The organism is Bradyrhizobium lablabi (assembly GCF_900141755.1).
GTDB classification, from domain to species: domain Bacteria; phylum Pseudomonadota; class Alphaproteobacteria; order Rhizobiales; family Xanthobacteraceae; genus Bradyrhizobium; species Bradyrhizobium lablabi_A.
This window is the reverse complement of the sequence record NZ_LT670844.1, coordinates 6953349-6969378: the sequence shown is the minus strand read 5'-3', so window position 1 is coordinate 6969378 and position 16030 is coordinate 6953349. Positions and strand designations below refer to the sequence as shown.

At 62.9% G+C, this 16030-nt stretch carries 16 protein-coding genes; 8 read left to right on the top strand and 8 right to left on the bottom strand.

Going from position 1 to position 16030, the window contains the following annotated elements:
• Positions 1–48 precede the first annotated feature (48 nt).
• The 3 genes from B5526_RS32340 (at position 49) to B5526_RS32330 (ending at position 2081) form a co-directional block, all read left to right on the top strand.
• Entirely contained in the window at positions 49–828 is a 780-nt protein-coding gene (locus B5526_RS32340) for an NAD kinase (RefSeq protein WP_079543768.1), read from the top strand.
• 105 nt (positions 829–933) lie between these two features.
• Positions 934–1479, top strand: coding sequence for a response regulator (locus tag B5526_RS32335; RefSeq protein WP_079543767.1), 546 nt, complete (start codon positions 934–936; stop codon positions 1477–1479).
• Between the two features lie 23 nt (positions 1480–1502).
• Positions 1503–2081 carry an Hpt domain-containing protein gene (locus tag B5526_RS32330; RefSeq protein WP_079543766.1) on the top strand — a complete coding sequence of 193 codons (579 nt, stop codon included), beginning with the start codon at positions 1503–1505 and terminating at the stop codon, positions 2079–2081.
• Positions 2082–2246: 165 nt separating this feature from the next.
• On the opposite strand, the gene B5526_RS32325 is transcribed toward B5526_RS32330, so the two are convergent.
• The 4 genes from B5526_RS32325 to folE all read right to left on the bottom strand — a co-directional run bounded on the left by B5526_RS32325 (position 2247) and on the right by folE (position 5964).
• Complete coding sequence (locus B5526_RS32325) at positions 2247–3422, bottom strand: DUF2336 domain-containing protein (RefSeq protein WP_079543765.1); 1176 nt, start codon at positions 3420–3422, stop codon at positions 2247–2249.
• A 164-nt stretch (positions 3423–3586) separates the two neighbouring features.
• Complete coding sequence (locus tag B5526_RS32320; protein WP_079543764.1) at positions 3587–4612, bottom strand: transglycosylase SLT domain-containing protein; 1026 nt, start codon at positions 4610–4612, stop codon at positions 3587–3589.
• 162 nt (positions 4613–4774) lie between these two features.
• Positions 4775–5203, bottom strand: coding sequence for a phosphoribosyl-AMP cyclohydrolase (gene hisI / locus B5526_RS32315; RefSeq protein ID WP_079543763.1), 429 nt, complete (start codon positions 5201–5203; stop codon positions 4775–4777).
• A gap of 29 nt (positions 5204–5232) precedes the next feature.
• Positions 5233–5964 (bottom strand): GTP cyclohydrolase I FolE, encoded by a 732-nt coding sequence (folE, locus tag B5526_RS32310; RefSeq protein WP_079543762.1) that lies wholly within the window; start codon positions 5962–5964, stop codon positions 5233–5235.
• 237 nt (positions 5965–6201) lie between these two features.
• Here folE and B5526_RS32305 point away from each other — a divergent pair, with 237 nt between their 5' ends.
• Entirely contained in the window at positions 6202–6657 is a 456-nt protein-coding gene (locus B5526_RS32305) for an iron-sulfur cluster assembly scaffold protein (RefSeq protein WP_079543761.1), read from the top strand.
• Positions 6658–6784: 127 nt separating this feature from the next.
• On the opposite strand, the gene B5526_RS32300 is transcribed toward B5526_RS32305, so the two are convergent.
• Positions 6785–7693 (bottom strand): hypothetical protein, encoded by a 909-nt coding sequence (locus B5526_RS32300; RefSeq protein ID WP_079543760.1) that lies wholly within the window; start codon positions 7691–7693, stop codon positions 6785–6787.
• Positions 7694–7938: 245 nt separating this feature from the next.
• Between B5526_RS32300 and yidD the strand changes: the two genes are divergently transcribed.
• Positions 7939–8277, top strand: coding sequence for a membrane protein insertion efficiency factor YidD (yidD, locus tag B5526_RS32295; RefSeq protein WP_079545713.1), 339 nt, complete (start codon positions 7939–7941; stop codon positions 8275–8277).
• Positions 8278–8557: 280 nt separating this feature from the next.
• Here the strand turns inward: yidD and B5526_RS32290 are convergent, their stop codons facing one another.
• Together B5526_RS32290 and B5526_RS32285 are read right to left on the bottom strand one after the other, a co-directional pair.
• Positions 8558–9781, bottom strand: coding sequence for a hypothetical protein (locus tag B5526_RS32290; RefSeq protein ID WP_079543759.1), 1224 nt, complete (start codon positions 9779–9781; stop codon positions 8558–8560).
• A gap of 2 nt (positions 9782–9783) precedes the next feature.
• A complete protein-coding gene (locus B5526_RS32285) occupies positions 9784–11163 on the bottom strand; it encodes an APC family permease (protein ID WP_079545711.1) in 1380 nt (459 codons plus the stop codon).
• Positions 11164–11468: 305 nt separating this feature from the next.
• Between B5526_RS32285 and B5526_RS32280 the strand changes: the two genes are divergently transcribed.
• Positions 11469–12764, top strand: coding sequence for an alpha/beta hydrolase (locus tag B5526_RS32280; protein ID WP_244562112.1), 1296 nt, complete (start codon positions 11469–11471; stop codon positions 12762–12764).
• 96 nt (positions 12765–12860) lie between these two features.
• Positions 12861–13094 (top strand): hypothetical protein, encoded by a 234-nt coding sequence (locus tag B5526_RS32275; RefSeq protein WP_197688383.1) that lies wholly within the window; start codon positions 12861–12863, stop codon positions 13092–13094.
• 35 nt (positions 13095–13129) lie between these two features.
• Here the strand turns inward: B5526_RS32275 and B5526_RS32270 are convergent, their stop codons facing one another.
• Entirely contained in the window at positions 13130–13522 is a 393-nt protein-coding gene (locus tag B5526_RS32270; RefSeq protein ID WP_079543757.1) for a hypothetical protein, read from the bottom strand.
• 284 nt (positions 13523–13806) lie between these two features.
• Between B5526_RS32270 and thrS the strand changes: the two genes are divergently transcribed.
• Entirely contained in the window at positions 13807–15852 is a 2046-nt protein-coding gene (thrS, locus tag B5526_RS32265; protein ID WP_079543756.1) for a threonine--tRNA ligase, read from the top strand.
• The last annotated feature ends 178 nt before the right edge of the window (positions 15853–16030 follow it).

Here is a 16030-nt window from a genome sequence, read left to right as displayed (position 1 = left end):
CGGCGCACTCCGATCCCGGCGCGCGCCGATGCGAGCCCAAACGATCCCATGACCAGCCCCAAGCGATATGACCGGATCGCCTTCGTCGCCAGCGCCGGCGCCGAGGCGCAAGCAGCGCTGGCGCAGCTGGTTGGGCTTTACGGCAATCACGATCCCGCAGACGCCGACGTGGTGGTGGCGCTTGGCGGCGACGGCCTGATGCTGCAGACGCTGCATCAGCACATGCGTTCGGGTAAACCGATCTACGGCATGCATCGCGGCACCGTCGGCTTTCTGATGAACGAGTTCAGCGCCCACGATCTGCGCGCCCGTCTTGCAGCCGCAAAGGAATCCGTAATCCATCCGCTTCTGATGCGCGCCACCGACGTCCATGGCGCAGTGCATCTTCATCATGCCATCAATGAAGTCGCGCTGTTTCGCCAAACCCATCAGGCAGCGCGGCTGCGCATTCTGATCGACGAGCGCGAGCGCATGCCCGAGCTGATCGCCGACGGCATCCTGGTGGCAACGCCGGCCGGATCGACCGCCTACAATCTGTCGGCGCAGGGGCCGATCCTGCCGATCAACGCCGCGTTGCTGGCGCTGACCCCGATCAGCGCGTTCCGCCCGCGCCGCTGGCGCGGCGCCCTCCTCCCCAACACCGCCTATGTGGTCATCGAGGTGCTCGAGGGCGACAAGCGGCCGGTCGCCGCCGTCGCCGACCACGACGAGGCGCGCGACGTCCGCCGCGTCGAGGTGCTGTCCGACAAGACCATCTCGATGCGGATGCTGTTCGACCCCGGCCATAGCCTGGAAGAGCGCATCCTGAGCGAGCAATTCGGGCATTGATCCGCAAGGCGGCCAGCCCTTTCGCAACCATTCGTTAACCGCCGGCGCGATATGGTTAACGTCGGGTAATACCGCCTTCAGCGGTCAGCCCGCCAGGGCCCGGCCATGTTTCGCATCGATTTCAACAAGCTGCGGTTTCTTGTCTGCGATGACAATCCGCATATGCGCCGCATCCTGCGGACCCTGCTGCATTCGTTCGGCGCGCGCGAGGTCTATGAATCCGAGGACGGCGCCACCGCCCTCGAAATGTACAGCCACTACGTTCCCGACATCGTCATCACCGACTGGTCGATGCCGATTTTCGACGGCCTCGAACTAGCGCAGATGATCCGGCAACCGGAATCCAAGGGCAACCCCTACGCGCCGATCATCATGTTGACCGGGCATTCCGAGAAGCGGCGCGTGACGGTTGCGCGCGACGCCGGCGTCACCGAATTCCTGGCGAAGCCGATCTCGGCCAAGGGGCTTTATCAGCGCATCCTCAACGTCGTCGCCAATCCACGCCCGTTCATCAAGACCAAGACCTATTTCGGCCCGGACCGCCGGCGCAACACCAGCAATGCCTATATCGGCCCCGAGCGCCGTGTCGGTGGCGAGGCGGAGGTCCTGCAGCAGCCCTCGCTGCTCGACAAGGCCCGCTCGACCGTCTAGCGCGAACGCTGAAGGAAACCATCATGGCCAAAGACAAGCGCGGGACGATCGAGGTCAAGACCTTCGCCGACCATCACGTGATCACGCAGCCCAATCCGCTGCGCAACGTGCTGCGGCGCGTCGCCGAAAAGGATCTCGACGATCCGGTGGCGCGCGCTGAAAAGGCACTCGCCGGCCTGTCCGGCGAATTCAAGAACTGGATGATCGTCGAAACCGACCGGCTCTCGGCGGCACATGCCGCGATCCGCAAGGCCGGCTTTACCGACGCGACGCGCGAAGAGCTGTTTCGCGCCGCCCATGACATCAAGGGTGACGCCGCCACGTTTGGTTACCCATCCGCCGGCGCCGCCGCCGAAAGCCTGTGCCGGATCATCGAACATGCCCCCGAGCTCGCCCAGGTGCCGTCCGACCTGATCGCGCATCATATCAACGCCATTCAGGCGATCGTGCGCGAGCGCACCAAGCTCGACACCGCGAGCATGGCGAGCGAGTTGAGCCGCCAGCTGCGCGGCATCGCCGACGTCTTCCTCGTCCACGCCAATCGCGACCGGCCTGAGCATCTCGAAGCGATCCTCGCGCCGAGCATCGTGCCGGGGGACTAGAGATAAACGTCGCGCTCTTTCGACTCGTCGTCGCTGCGAAAGCAGGGACCCATGCGCCGCGGCCTGTCGATTTAGCATTGGGGTAGCCGGCTTTTGTAACAACAAGGTCCGGTGGTTACCCCAGCTTTCGCAGGGACGACACCTGATTTGTTGTGAGAGCGTAGACTAAGCCGCGATCAGATCATGCTGGACCGGCGCAATGACATCTTCGGCCATCAGCTCGTCGCAGAACATGCGGGCTTCTTCGCGGGCGGATTCGGTTGCGAAGCGACGTAGCAGAATCAAGAGCGGCTCGGCGGCCTGCCGGTCGGTCTCGCAATGGGTCAGCACGCGCTCGACCATCCGGCGCCGCAACCGCGCCGCGCCTCCGACCGTGTCGACATAGCCCATCTCATGGTTGACTTCGAGTGCTACGCGGAACGCCGCGAAGGTCGATTCCGGCAAGCCCGCGCGGATCAGGAGCGCCTGCAGGCTGGCGCCGCCGCGGTCGTGCAGCAGCGACGAGACGCGCGCCTGTGGCAAGCCGGACAATTCCGTAAGTGCGGCGTCGAACAGTTCGAGATTGCCCGACAATAGAGCGCGCAGGATCAATCCGGCGGTGAGCTGGCCGGTGGCGCGCAGGTGCCGCACCAGGCCGCGCATGTCCTCGCCGCGCGAATGCGCCGCGATGTTGACGGTGGAGCGATCGCGCGCTTCGCTTGCGATCCGCATCGCGCGATCGGGGGAGAGCCAGTTCCGCGCGACGACGAACTGCGCCAGCGTTTCCGACAGTTTTGCAACCAGCGCGGCCCGGGTTGCAGCGGGAAGATCCTCCAGCACCAGCATCGATTCCCGGATCGCTGCGAGATGGCCGTGGCGCTCGACGATGCGGTCCCAGGAAAACGGCGCGAGCTCGGCATAGGCGTTTTCGATCAGTTCGAGCGCTGCCGCCGGCGTGCCGACCTCGGCGATCGCGGCGCAGACCGACGCCGGCAGATTGACGCGGCGGGCGATGGCGCATTGCATCTGGCCGTTGCCGGTCGCGACGATGTCGACCAGATCGGCATCGATCAAAAGCGGAGAATGCTCGAGCACCGGAAGTGCGACCGACGGCTGATCGAGCGACAGCGCCTGCACGATGGAGGCGGGCGCCTCGGAACTGCGCGCGAATACTTCGGCCATGGCCTGGCGCACCAGTGGGGAAGCATCGTCGAGCAGCATCAACAGCGCGCCTTCGGCGGCAGCGCGATCCTCCTCAGAGAGATCGGAAATCAGCCAGGCCCGCGCCAGCGATCGCGTTGCCTCTGCCCGCTCGCCTGCCGGAGCGGTCCTGATCCAACTGATAAACTGCCGAACGATCATGGTCCTGCCGGCTTACGCAACCTTAGAAATCGGCACCGTGATCGATGCCCCCGAAACACAAAATAAACCACGACGCTTAACAAAGCGTTCACCATAAACGGCTGGTTTTATTGACGTTTTGTTAAGGGTGCGGGGTTCGCCGCAAGCCCCTCGACGCGAGCGATTTAGCTGCTGAATGTGCCGCTGCGGTCGCTGAAGAGATCGAGCGGTTGCGGCGTACCGACGGGCGACGACCCCACGCCGGCGTTGGCGACCGAGGTCAGCGACGAGGAGTTGCCCCACAACGCGCGGACCGTTGGCGAAACCGGCTGCGCCCGTTCGTCGCTGGCCTGAAACAACGAACGGAAGATCGGGTCACTCGGCGGCGAGGAATTTGTCGCGCTCGATGCCGACGCCATCGTCACCGGCGCGACTGAGCGGACATCGGGGAAGGTCGACAGGTACGCTGCATTGTCGATGGCAGGCGCGGCCGGGGCTGCGCTGGCGAGCGCCACGCTGGACGGGACGTCGCCGACGGCGGCCATCGCCGAGCGTGTCGCGTGCGAATTGGCGGCGCCGGCGTAACGCGCTGATAGCACCGAATAGACTTCGGATACGCTGCGCGAACGCCCGGTGCGGTCGAAGAAGATCGACCGGTTCGCCGCAGCCGCATTCGGAAACATCCGCGCCGCGGACGCGTTCGGATTATCCTCGGCACTCGAAATCAGTTTTGCCGCGCCGCCGACACCCATGAAGTGCGCCATATAGAGTTCGTTATCGGTGGGCCGCCGGCCGATCTTGCCCGTCAACTGAAAACTGTTCGACTGGGTCAGAACCGCCGCCATCGCCGAAGCAGCCGTGGGATCGTCGCGCAGCTTCATGATCGCCCTTCGCGCCGCGGGATCGCCGACCGAATAGCTGCCGGAGGGGGATTTGGTGATGGCGTCGGCGTATTGGCCGTAGCCGAGCTGGGCGCCCGCTTCCTTCACGGTGCCGAGCCAGGTCTGGTCGATGAATTGATAAAGCCCGTGCGCGGACGAGGTCGAAGCGCCCGCCGTCGGATTGAAATCGGATTCCATCTTGGCGGTGGTGAGCAGATATTCGAAGCTGGTGCCGGTGGTGCTGGCGGCCTGTTTGATGGCGCCGGCGATCCGCAGGCGCGATGGATCGACACCTGCCGCAGCCGTGGCGTTTGACGTATCAACCGACATATATTGGTGCCCCGCTCCCCGCGAAACGCCCGCCCAAGCCTGTTCGAGAGCTCCCACTAACGTTCAAGCCACCGTCACACTGCGGCTTTTATGGTTAATGGCAGGTTAAAAGGCCTCCCCGCGGCATTCCGGGGGTACCGCGTCAGCGCGCGGGCTGAACGGTCATTTCCGATAAACCGCGTGCGGATCGAACAGGCGGTCGGCATCCACGAACGACAATCGCGCCCCGCCCTCGCCGGCCTCGACCTTGCGGTAAAAACAGGAGTGACGGCCGGTGTGGCAGGCTGCGCCGGTTTGCTCGACCCGGATCCAGACCGCGTCCTGGTCGCAATCCAGCCGCATCTCGACCACGCGCTGGATATGGCCGGAGGTTTCGCCCTTTCGCCACAGTGCGTTGCGGGACCGGCTGAAATACCAGGCCTCCCCGCTTGCTATGGTCTTGCGCAACGCTTCGTCGTTCATGTGCGCGACCATCAGCACTTCGCCGGTCGCAGCATCGGTGGCGACGCAGGTCACAAGGCCGGACGCGTCGAATTTGGGCTGGAACTTAAGCCCTTCCTCGCGGTCATCGATATCTGCTGAATTGGACACGGAAAACCCTCGCGCATCGTAAAGCGAGGTTACCGGTTCGGTCCTCGCACCATGGACAGGAAACGCGCCTGCTCGGCCGGATTATCGCGGAACATCCCGGTAAAGCGGCTGGTGAACGTCATCGCTCCATGCTTGGCGACGCCGCGCACCGACATGCAGGTATGCTCCGCCTCGATCATCACCGCAACGCCGCGCGGCTTTAGGATCTCATCGATCGCGGCCGCGATCTGGGCGGTCAGATGTTCCTGGGTCTGCAGGCGGCGGGCGAAGATATCGGTCAGCCGCGCGAGCTTCGACAGGCCCACCACCCGCTCGACCGGCGTATAGGCGATATGCGCCTTGCCGTAGAACGGCATCATGTGGTGCTCGCATTGCGAGGTAAATTCGATGTCGCGGATCAGCACAAAATCGTCATAGCCCGCGGTCTCGCCAAAGGTGCGGTTGAGCACCTCGGCCGGACACTGGTGATAACCCTGATAGAGTTCGTCGAAAGCCTCGACCACCCGGCGCGGCGTGTCCAACAGGCCCTCGCGGCCGGGATTTTCGCCGATATAGCTGAGCAGCGTCTCGACCGCGTGCTCGGCTTCGGCGCGCGACGGACGCGGCTGGTCGGCGCGTACGGCCGCGGCTAGGAATTCGGAGGGGTCGAGTTCGGCCGGACGGCTTTCCGGAATCCTCTGGTCCTTCGCATCGGAAGGCTTGTCCGAAGTCTTCAGGTCAGAAGCTTTGCCTGGGCGGATAGATTTGATCAGCGCGTCCATGTCAACTCCGTTCGACCGGTCTCAAATGGACCGGAGTGTCACCGGCAGACGGGGCGGTCTGGCCGCCGGACGCCTGAGTCCCACAATCCTAACACTGCCGCGGCCGAATTGGTTTCCATTTCAAGCCGCTTCCAGGAAACAGCCGGACTGTATTTCCGCCATTTCGGCCCATATATAGGACCCTGGAGCGCGGTCGCCAAGGGCGATCGCGGCGGGGGAACGCAGGACCTCAATCATATGCTGAACGACATTTACAACAAGCGGATCATCGAATTGGCCGGCAATATCCCCCGGCTCGGCCGGCTTCCCGATCCCGACGCCAGCGCCACGGCGCATTCAAAGCTCTGCGGCTCGACGGTGAAGATCGACCTCAAAATGGACGGGCCGGTGGTGACCGACTTCGCCCATGACGTGAAGGCCTGCGCGCTCGGCCAGGCCTCGTCGTCGATCATGGCGCGCCATGTCGTCGGCTCGACCGCCGGCGAACTGCGCGAATTGCGCGAGACCGTCCGCAAGATGCTGAAGGAAAACGGCAGCCCGCCGGAAGGCAAATGGGCCGATATCGCGCTGCTCGAGCCGGTGCGCGACTACAAGGCGCGGCACGCTTCCACCATGCTGACCTTCGATGCCGTGGTCGACGCCATCGGCCAGATCGAGACCAAGGCAAAGCAGCCGGCCGCAGCCCAGGGGTGACCACTTGTTGTCATTCCGGGACGCGCGTTTTCGCGTGGACCCGGAATCTCGAAGTTATCGGCGCGAGATTCCGGCTTCACGCTTCGCGCGCCCCGGAATGACGACTATGTTGGATTGATCGTCGCTATTACTGCGCCGGCGTAGCCGTGGCGACGCCGCCGGTCGGAGCCAACGCTTCGGCGGTCTTGGTCGATTTCACGGTTTGCGGCGTGGTCTCGGTTTGAGCCGCCGTGGCGACAAAACGATCCTGGACGGGCTTGGCCGTCAATTCGGCTACCGGCACAACCGGGCTGCCGGGCAGCACCTCGGCGACCGCGTCGGTGGTGATGAGGTTGGTCAACCGCAATTCCGCCGACGACAATTCGTGCAGATCTTCCCACGGCGGCACGTTGAGCGACAGCGCCAACAGATCGCCCGCCCCGCCCATGTCGAAGGTGTATTTGGCGAGACGTCCGATGTCGCGTTCGACAATCATCAGGTCCTGCGCGGTGTAGCTTGCAGCCTTGGCGTCGTCGGCGCGATCGCCCATCCAGATCTGGTGGACCCGGACGTGCGCGGCCTGCGGGACATAGCGCGTCTTGCCCGACAACAGCAGGAACACGCACATCGATTCGCAATAGGCTTCGGGCTCGACGCGGGCGCGATCGCCCTGCGCGGTAGCGCCCTGGACGCTGATGCCGACGGTGGTCAGCGCGCCGAGACTGCGCCAGCGCCGTCCGAGCGCGATGGAATCGTTGACCGACCCGCCTGAGGAATCCAGCACGATGGTGATGCCGCCGAGCTCGCGTCCGCGCGCGAACTCATCGAAATCCCTCGGGCTGTCGGCGGTGACGATGCCGACCGCAGAGACCCAGCCGCGGCAATTCGGCTGGCAGGCGACCCAGCTGAATTTCATCGGCAGTTTGCGTTCTTCGAGGGTGACGCCTGCCTGCGCCGCGCCGACGGAGGTCGTGACCACGCCGGGTAAAGCGATGCAAAAGGCAGCGGCGCCAAGCAGCACCCAACCGCGGAAATCAAGCGACCTCACAAGCCTCAATTCGGTTCCTTCCCCGCAAGCCCCATAACGAGCCGTGGCAATGGCCCCACTTTAACGCCACATGATTCTGTCGTGTCGGCGTCATGAAAATGGTAGCCATACGAAAGGTTGCCGTCCATAGAACCTTTGCTGCACCGCGTTCAAATCACTGATATTTACAAAAGTGTGGCGCAAATGCCTGCGGCCCACCGGTTCCATGCATAGGAACCCCGCAAATCTACGCATATGATTTCGCCATGCCGCCCATGAAGCATTCACTCTCGCACGCTTGCTCCGACTGCGCCGGTACGGTGTCGCGCCTGCCGCGCAATGCCGGGCGCGCCATGATCTGGGCTTACCGGCACACGCTGTCGCCTTTGGTCGGCTACAACTGCCGCCATCTGCCGACCTGCTCGGTCTATGGCGACGAGGCGATCGAACGCTTCGGATTGTGGGGCGGCGGCTGGATGACGCTGGCGCGGCTATTGCGCTGCCAGCCCTTTGGGACTTCCGGGATCGACAACGTGCCGCTGACAAAACCTGCGGGCGCGCGCTGGTATCTGCCGTGGCGCTACGGGCGATGGCGCGGCGTCAACGCGCCCTGACAGTTTCGCTGCACTGCCTTCAAGCCAACGGCGCATTGCTACCGTGATGGAACTGCAGCGTGACGCGCGCATTGATTTGAGACCTTGTCCGGAAGATCAAAAACAATGCGCTGGAAAATCAGCCACGGGGGTCACGACCCCAGACAGATCGATCTGATCGCAGTCCTTGCCTTGCTCATCCTGATCGTCGCCGCCTGGCGGTTTTTCGCAGGCAGCTCCGACCCTCCAAGCACGACAGCCATCATTGAGCCGAGCCAAAGCGTTCGCTGGTGAGGACGCCTTAGCGCGAAAACCAGAAGTAACCTGGGGGCGGCCCGATGGGGGCCGGCGGACGGGGTTTTTTGGGCCGCGGTGGTTTTGGCGGCAGTGGCGCAGGTTCGGCCGATGACGTCGTATCAGCGTGCCCTGTATCGTCAGCGGCCAGCCTGACCGACAGCAGCAGGTTCGACTCATAGGTTCGCCAGCGATAGCCGATGCCGAAATCCATCGGTTGAGCGCGCCGGAACAATTCGGCGTATTGCTCCTGATATTTGTTGGGGAATTCGGAGATCGGACCGGCATAACGGCCGAACGGGAAGAACCGCCATTTCTTCGGACTGTAATAGGCCAAGGGAATTCCGGAATCGTCCTGGATGATGGTCGCGCTGTTGGCGAGGATGAAGTCGCGCACCGTCGAGAAATTGCCGGAATGCAGCAGATAGGACGCGCTCTTGATCAGGCTGTTGCCGGGCGCCAGCGTCTGGCAGAATTTCAGGAAGCCCGACGCCTTGACGCCGGGATTGGAAAGATCGGTCGAGAAGTAATACAGCGTCTTTTCGGCGCCATCGCTGCCTGCGAATAGGATGCGCACGCCGCGGGTCGCGATGTTGCCGGGATTCTCGTTGCCTAAATGCGCTTGCCCCTTGTCGTCGAGCGCGACAGGGCTGACGTCGCGGATGGTCTTGCCCGAGCGCGCCAGGAACACATAGAGGATCGGCAAGGTGCCGTTGAGCTGCCCGGCACGCAGATCGACCTTCATCATCTTGGTGATGAAGAACGAGAAACTCAGGATCGAGCTCATCGAATGCTCGACATTATAGAGCGCGGCCCCGACGCCGCCGCGCGGCAATCGGACAAGATCCGGCACCGACCCGGGCGGCTCCAGCGCGCTCAGCACATAGGTCGTCGCCTTCGAATAGAACGCGTCCGCGTAGAGGAAGTCGGGACCGGAGAACATGTAGAACATGGTCGGCTTCGGCGCGGCCAGGTTGGCGGCCGACCAGCTGCGGATTTTCGAGAGCTGGCGCTGCTCGAGCTGGGCGAACGCCGCGTCAAAAAATCTGGCGTGGTGTTGCCAGGCCGGGTCTTTGGTCAAAGGCGTCAGCGGCGAGCCGGCCGATGGCGCCATTCCCGCCAGGAACCGCGCGGTGTCGTCCGCGGTGACGGTCTCGGCGGCGGGAGCAGGCGTTGCCGCGGCGAGGAACATGGTTGCAGCGATCGCTGCAGTTTTCGCGGGCGTTAGCATCTCTATTCGCGGCTTGTCTGGCTGCTTGGGGATGCGGCGCCCGGACCGGCCCGCTTGCGGAAGATGGCGTAAATCAAAAGGCCCGAAATCATAATCAAAATACCGAGAGAAGATTGCAGCGGCCGCTCCGTCAAAAGATAGTACATCATGAAGCCGGTCACGAGCAGGAAAACCGCAGGCGTAATCGGGTATCCCCAGGCGCGATAGGGCCGCGGCAGGCCGGGCTGCGTGATGCGCAGCTTGATGACGCCGAGCACGGTGAAGAACGAGCAGAACAACAGCGCCGACTGAATGAAATCGAGCACCTTCTCGAAACTTTGGGTGAACAGCATCAGATTGGCGACCGCGAGCTGGAACAGGATGGCGTAGACCGGCGCGCCGCGGGCCGATTTGCGGGAAAATACCTGAAGCGCCGGGATGTCCTCCCCCATGGTCATCATCACGCGCGGGCCTATCCACATCATCGCGCTGATCGAGGAGATGAGGCCGATGCAGATCATGGCGCCAACGATGCGGCCGCCGAGATCGCCGAAAATATAGCTGCCGGCGATGCGGGCGACGTCGAGCTGACCTGCCAATTTGTCGATCGGCGCGGTGCGCAGGAACACCGCGTTGAGCGCGACATACAGCACCAGCACGATCAGTGTCCCCCAAAGCAGCGCGCGCGGCAGGCTCTGCTGCGGGGTTTTCATCTCGCCGATGATGTAGGTCGCCGCATTCCATCCGGAGAATGAATACATCACGAACACGAGCCCGATCGCGAACGGCGCGCTGGTGATATGGGCTAGATCAGAGACATCGGGCGTGAATCGCACCGGCTGCGGCGTGCCGATGACAAAACCCGCCACCAGGAAGGCCACGATCAGCACCACTTTCAGGATCGTCGAGATCAATTGAAAGTTGGAGGAGTGTTTGATGCCGCCGAGTTGCACGAGCGACACAAGCCAGACGATGCCGACGGCGAGCAAAAGCGGCGGAGCGCCCGGAAAAACCGATTTGCCGTATTCCCCGAACGCCATTGCGGCCAGCGCTACAGGAGCCGCGAACCCGACGGTCGCCGACACGAAGCCCGCCAGAAATCCGAACGCGGGGTGAAAGGCGCGGCTTAAGAAATTGTATTCGCCGCTGGAGCGCGGAAACATCGCACCGAGCTCGCTGTAGGAAAACACCCCGCACAGCGCGACGATGCCGCCGACCGCCCACAGCAACAGGATCGAAAAGCCGGAGGGGATGTCCTTGACCTGGAAGCCCAGGCTCGTGAAGACGCCGACGCCGACCATGTCGGCGACGACAATGGCGGTCGCGACGAAGACCGAGACAGTGGACCGATGACCTGGGAGGCTGTCGGGCCAGGCCGCGCTTCCCGTTTCTGATGCCGCCATGTCGGTCCATACCTTGGGGCGCGCGTCACGCCGGTAATTTTCATCGTGCAGGCTGTCCTCCCTCAATTCAAGCAATGTTAACAATGATTTAAATCTCGGCCCGAATTCGGTATTTAAATACCTGTCAAGCCCTCCCGGGCGCCTACGGCATTGCGGAAACTCGGTGGTCGCCCCACAATCGCGACACGATTTGGTGATCTCGTAAAGCTTCCGGGATGGGGAGTTTTTCTCGGAAGCTTAACGTCACCTAAACGCCAGCGCGTTCACATCTGCCGATTGTCGCTGGATATTGGGGTCATGGGTGGATGGTCGGGGCGAAATTCCAGACGCTTGAGCGCGCCTGCCGGGTGACGTCACTCGTGACGTCGCTTGGCGCCGGGCGGGCTGCACTTTCGCAGCGCTGGCGCTGGATTGCGCTGCTGTCGGCGTTTGTCCCGCTGTCCTTCGTTCTCGTTCAATGCGGACAGGCGCCGAGCGCCGGCACCCTTGCCGCCAATGTGCAGTCCAGCGGGGATTCCTTCGACGACCGCTTCCCAAAACCTCAATTCAAGGATCGCTTCCCAACCGCGAGTGAAAGCCTGGTTCAGCGGCAACCGGTCGAGGCGCCGCCCAAACAGACGGCGCAGGCGGAGCCCGCGCGCTACCGGGTTGCGTCGCTGGCCCCAACCGTCCCCTACGGGCGCTCGGCGCCGCGAGAAGACCAGACCACCCTCGTCAGCCTGAAAACCTCGGCGTTCCCCTATCTCGGCAATAATCCGCACACCGACGAGCCTTTCCTGAACATCTCCAAGGGCGGTCGCCGCGGCCACCGCAGCTACGGCGGCCGGGTGTACTGGCAGGACGAAACCTACAGCGACAACCGCGTCCTGATGCATGTCCCGGAGAATTTCGATATCCGCAAACCGGGCGTCATCGTGGTGTTCTTCCATGGCAATGGGGCGACGTTGGAGCGCGACGTGCGCGACCGCCAACTGGTGCCGCAACAAATCTCGGAGTCCGGCGCCAATGCCGTGCTGCTGGCGCCGCAGCTGGCGGTCGATGCAGCCGATTCCTCCGCCGGCAAGTTCTGGCAGCCCGGTGCGTTCAAACGCTTCATCGCCGAGTCCGCCGATCACCTCGCCGAGCTCTACGGCGATCCGCGCGCCGCCAAGGCGTTTGCCAACATGCCGATCGTCATCGTCGGCTATAGCGGCGGCTTCATGCCGACCGCCTGGAGCCTGGATGTGGGCGGCCTGAGTAACCGCGTCCGCGGCGTGTTGCTGCTCGATGCGGTCTACGGCGAACTCGACAAGTTCGCGTCCTGGATCGAAAGCAACCGATCCGGCTTCTTCCTCAGCTCCTATACCCATTACACACGGCGGCACGACCGCGATCTGATGCAAATGCTGAAGGAAAAGGGCATCGCTGTCTCGGAGAATATCGATGCGCCGCTCAAGCCCGGCAGCGTGGTATTCGTCGAGACGCCGGAAGGTGTCACCCATCGTGACTACGTCACCCACGCCTGGACCGACAATCCGGTCAAGGAAGTGCTCGCCAAGATGGCCGCGACGCCGGCGCTGACGAGGATCGCCGCGAGCGCCGCCTCGCCCGCCAGCCAATAGGCGGCGCGCGCGTAGCCCGCATCGGCAAAGTTCGTCACCTGATCTTAAAGCTAAAAATGTGATGTTGAGGGCCGCGCGATTTGCCGATGCGCGGGATTGTTCGCCATACGTCCCAGCGGCAATTACACCCGCAAGGGCGACGACATCCACGTCAAGATCTCGACGCTGCGGCACAATCCCGATCCCGGGTTCAAGCCGCTGTTCGGAACCGACATGATCACGCTGACGCTGCACGGAGCGCAGAACGGCGACATGGTCGACTTCGAAGGCACCGCGTTGCAGTTGCCCGGCATCGCCTTCAAGGCGGTGCTGACGCGGATCGGCGACTAGAGCTTGATGCGCGATCTAATCGGATCATGGTCCCGTTAGAATTTCGGTATCTTCTCGGCGAAGCCGTTGTAGCAGGTCAGCCGCTCGTCTTCTTCCTTAGTCAAATGGCAATCGGCGACACCTTTCGCGGCGGGCGCCTTGGGATTTGGCTTGGGCGGGAAGATGGCATCGTAGCAATCGAGCCGGCCCTTCGTTCCATCGTCGATGTCAAGGCAGGCCTGCAACCGCTTGGCTACCGATTGATGCGCGCCAGCCGGAGCCGCACCCTTCGTCGCACTCTTCGGCTTCACCTGAACCAGCGGCTTTCCCCCGACCGTCGGCGGGCTACCCTTGCCCTCGGCCGGTGGGGTGCCTTCGGCAGGTGGGTTGGTTTGGGCAAAGGCTGCGGCGGAATATAGGACCAGGACCAGCGGAAGTATTCTTCTCATAATGCCTCACTTTTCGTATTCGCCCGCCGATGTAAGGCAAGGCAAACGGCGAGTCGAGCCGCATGGCGCCGAAAATCCCCCGGCTTCCCCGCCGGGCGGAGCGGCTACGCCGGTTAGGCCGCCGGTCGGCGGCGCGGCCTTTTGCTAAATCCTAGGGTGAAGTCCGATTATTTTCTTTGGCGCTGTTCCCGGCAACGGCGCATTGCAACGCCCGAATCGCCTGCTATACCGCTCGTTCCCGCTTACCTGCGCTCGTTCGCAGGAGTGAGCTTAAGGAGAGACCTATGCCCGACAAGAATACCCCCACGTCAGGATTCCAGTACAGCCTCTCGAATCTGAAACCGGTCGAGCCCGTGCACAAGATCGCCCTCACCTTCCCCGACGGCGCCAGGCGCGAGTTCCCCAAAGGCATCACCGGCCTCGACATCGCCAAGGGCATCTCGCCCTCGCTCGCCAAGCGCACGGTGGCGATGGCGCTCGATGGCGAGGTCAGAGATCTCGCCGACCCCATTGAACAGGACGCGAAAATCGAATTCATCGCCCGCGACGATGCGCGCGCGCTGGAATTGATCCGCCACGACGCGGCGCATGTGCTGGCCGAAGCGGTGCAATCGCTGTGGCCTGGCACGCAGGTGACGATCGGTCCGGTGATCGAGAACGGCTTCTATTACGATTTCTTCCGCAACGAGCCGTTCACGCCGGAGGATTTTGCCGCGATCGAAAAAAAGATGCGCGAGATCGTCGCGCGCGACAAACCCTTCACCAAGGAAGTGTGGGACCGCGAAAAGACAAAACAGGTATTCCGCGACAAGGGCGAGGCGTTCAAGGTCGAATTGGTCGACGCCATTTCCGGCGACGAGCCGATCAAGATCTATTTTCAGGGCGACTGGTTCGATCTTTGCCGTGGACCGCACATGACCTCGACCGGCAAGGTCGGCAACGCGTTCAAGCTGATGAAGGTCGCCGGCGCCTATTGGCGCGGTGACTCAAACAATCCTATGCTGACGCGCATCTACGGCACGGCGTTCGCCAAACAGGAAGACCTCGATGCGTATCTGAAGCAGATCGAGGAAGCCGAGAAGCGCGACCATCGCAAACTGGGGCGCGAGCTCGACCTGTTTCACTTCCAGGAAGAAGGCCCCGGCGTTGTGTTCTGGCATGCCAAAGGCTGGACCATCTTCCAGGCGCTGATCGCTTACATGCGCCGCCGCTTGACCGGCGACTACTCTGAAGTCAACGCGCCGCAGATCCTCGACAAGTCGCTGTGGGAAACCTCCGGCCATTGGGACTGGTACCGCGAAAACATGTTCGCCGCGCAATCTGCCGGCGACGAAGCCGAGGACAAGCGCTGGTTTGCGCTGAAACCGATGAACTGTCCGGGCCACGTGCAGATCTTTAAGCATGGCCTGAAGAGCTATCGCGACTTGCCTCTACGTCTGGCCGAATTCGGCGTGGTGCATCGCTACGAGCCGTCGGGCGCGATGCATGGCTTGATGCGGGTGCGCGGATTTACGCAGGACGATGCGCATGTGTTTTGCACCGAGCAGCAGCTCGCCGACGAGTGTCTCAAGATCAACGACCTGATCCTGTCGACCTATGCTGATTTCGGCTTCGAGGGCGAACTCACCGTAAAACTCTCGACCCGGCCGGAAAAGCGCGTCGGCACCGACGAGATGTGGGATCATGCCGAGCGCGTGATGGCGACGGTGCTGCAGGAGATCAAGGCGCAGGGCAGTAACCGCATCAAGACCGAGATCAATCCGGGCGAAGGCGCGTTCTATGGCCCGAAATTCGAATATGTGCTGCGCGACGCCATCGGCCGCGACTGGCAGTGCGGCACCACGCAGGTCGATTTCAACCTGCCGGAACGATTCGGCGCGTTCTACATCGATGCCGATGGTTCGAAGAAGGTGCCCGTCATGGTGCATCGCGCGATCTGCGGCTCGATGGAGCGCTTTATCGGCATCCTGATCGAACACTACGCCGGCAATTTCCCGCTCTGGCTGGCGCCGGTGCAGGCGGTGGTCACCACCATCACCTCCGAAGGCGACGAATACGCCAAGGTGGTTGCCGCCGCCGCGCGGCGCGCCGGCCTGCGCGTCGAGATCGACCTGCGCAACGAGAAGATCAACTATAAGGTCCGCGAGCATTCGCTGGCGAAAATCCCGGCGCTTCTCGTGGTCGGCAAGAAAGAAGCCGAGACGCATTCGGTCTCGATCCGCCGCCTCGGTAGCGAGGGGCAAAAGGTGATGCCGACCGACGAGGCCATCGCCGCGCTGGTCGAAGAAGCGACGCCGCCGGATGTGAGACGGGCGAAGGCGGCGGGTTAAATCTCTTACCGTCGTGGCCGGGCTTGTCCCGGCCATCCACGTCTTCTCTTGTTATCCGCGGCCAAGACGTGGATGCCCGGGACAAGCCTGGACAAGCCCGGGCATGACGGTGCAAGGATTCACAATCGATCTAAAATTGGCTTTCACCTGCCGTGCCGTTCGCCTATCTGGTGGTAGG

Excerpts from the sequence above, each read along its gene's own strand:
- B5526_RS32280 (WP_244562112.1), top strand. The coding sequence starts at position 11,469 with ATGGTCGGGGCGAAATTCCAGACGCTTGAGCGCGCCTGCCGGGTGACG.
- B5526_RS32305 (WP_079543761.1), top strand. The coding sequence starts at position 6,202 with ATGCTGAACGACATTTACAACAAGCGGATCATCGAATTGGCCGGCAAT.
- B5526_RS32285 (WP_079545711.1), bottom strand. The coding sequence starts at position 11,163 with ATGGCGGCATCAGAAACGGGAAGCGCGGCCTGGCCCGACAGCCTCCCA.
- B5526_RS32290 (WP_079543759.1), bottom strand. The coding sequence starts at position 9,781 with ATGCTAACGCCCGCGAAAACTGCAGCGATCGCTGCAACCATGTTCCTC.
- B5526_RS32325 (WP_079543765.1), bottom strand. The coding sequence starts at position 3,422 with ATGATCGTTCGGCAGTTTATCAGTTGGATCAGGACCGCTCCGGCAGGC.
- yidD (WP_079545713.1), top strand. The coding sequence starts at position 7,939 with ATGAAGCATTCACTCTCGCACGCTTGCTCCGACTGCGCCGGTACGGTG.
- B5526_RS32335 (WP_079543767.1), top strand. The coding sequence starts at position 934 with ATGTTTCGCATCGATTTCAACAAGCTGCGGTTTCTTGTCTGCGATGAC.
- folE (WP_079543762.1), bottom strand. The coding sequence starts at position 5,964 with ATGGACGCGCTGATCAAATCTATCCGCCCAGGCAAAGCTTCTGACCTG.
- B5526_RS32270 (WP_079543757.1), bottom strand. The coding sequence starts at position 13,522 with ATGAGAAGAATACTTCCGCTGGTCCTGGTCCTATATTCCGCCGCAGCC.
- B5526_RS32340 (WP_079543768.1), top strand. The coding sequence starts at position 49 with ATGACCAGCCCCAAGCGATATGACCGGATCGCCTTCGTCGCCAGCGCC.
- thrS (WP_079543756.1), top strand. The coding sequence starts at position 13,807 with ATGCCCGACAAGAATACCCCCACGTCAGGATTCCAGTACAGCCTCTCG.
- B5526_RS32330 (WP_079543766.1), top strand. The coding sequence starts at position 1,503 with ATGGCCAAAGACAAGCGCGGGACGATCGAGGTCAAGACCTTCGCCGAC.
- B5526_RS32320 (WP_079543764.1), bottom strand. The coding sequence starts at position 4,612 with ATGTCGGTTGATACGTCAAACGCCACGGCTGCGGCAGGTGTCGATCCA.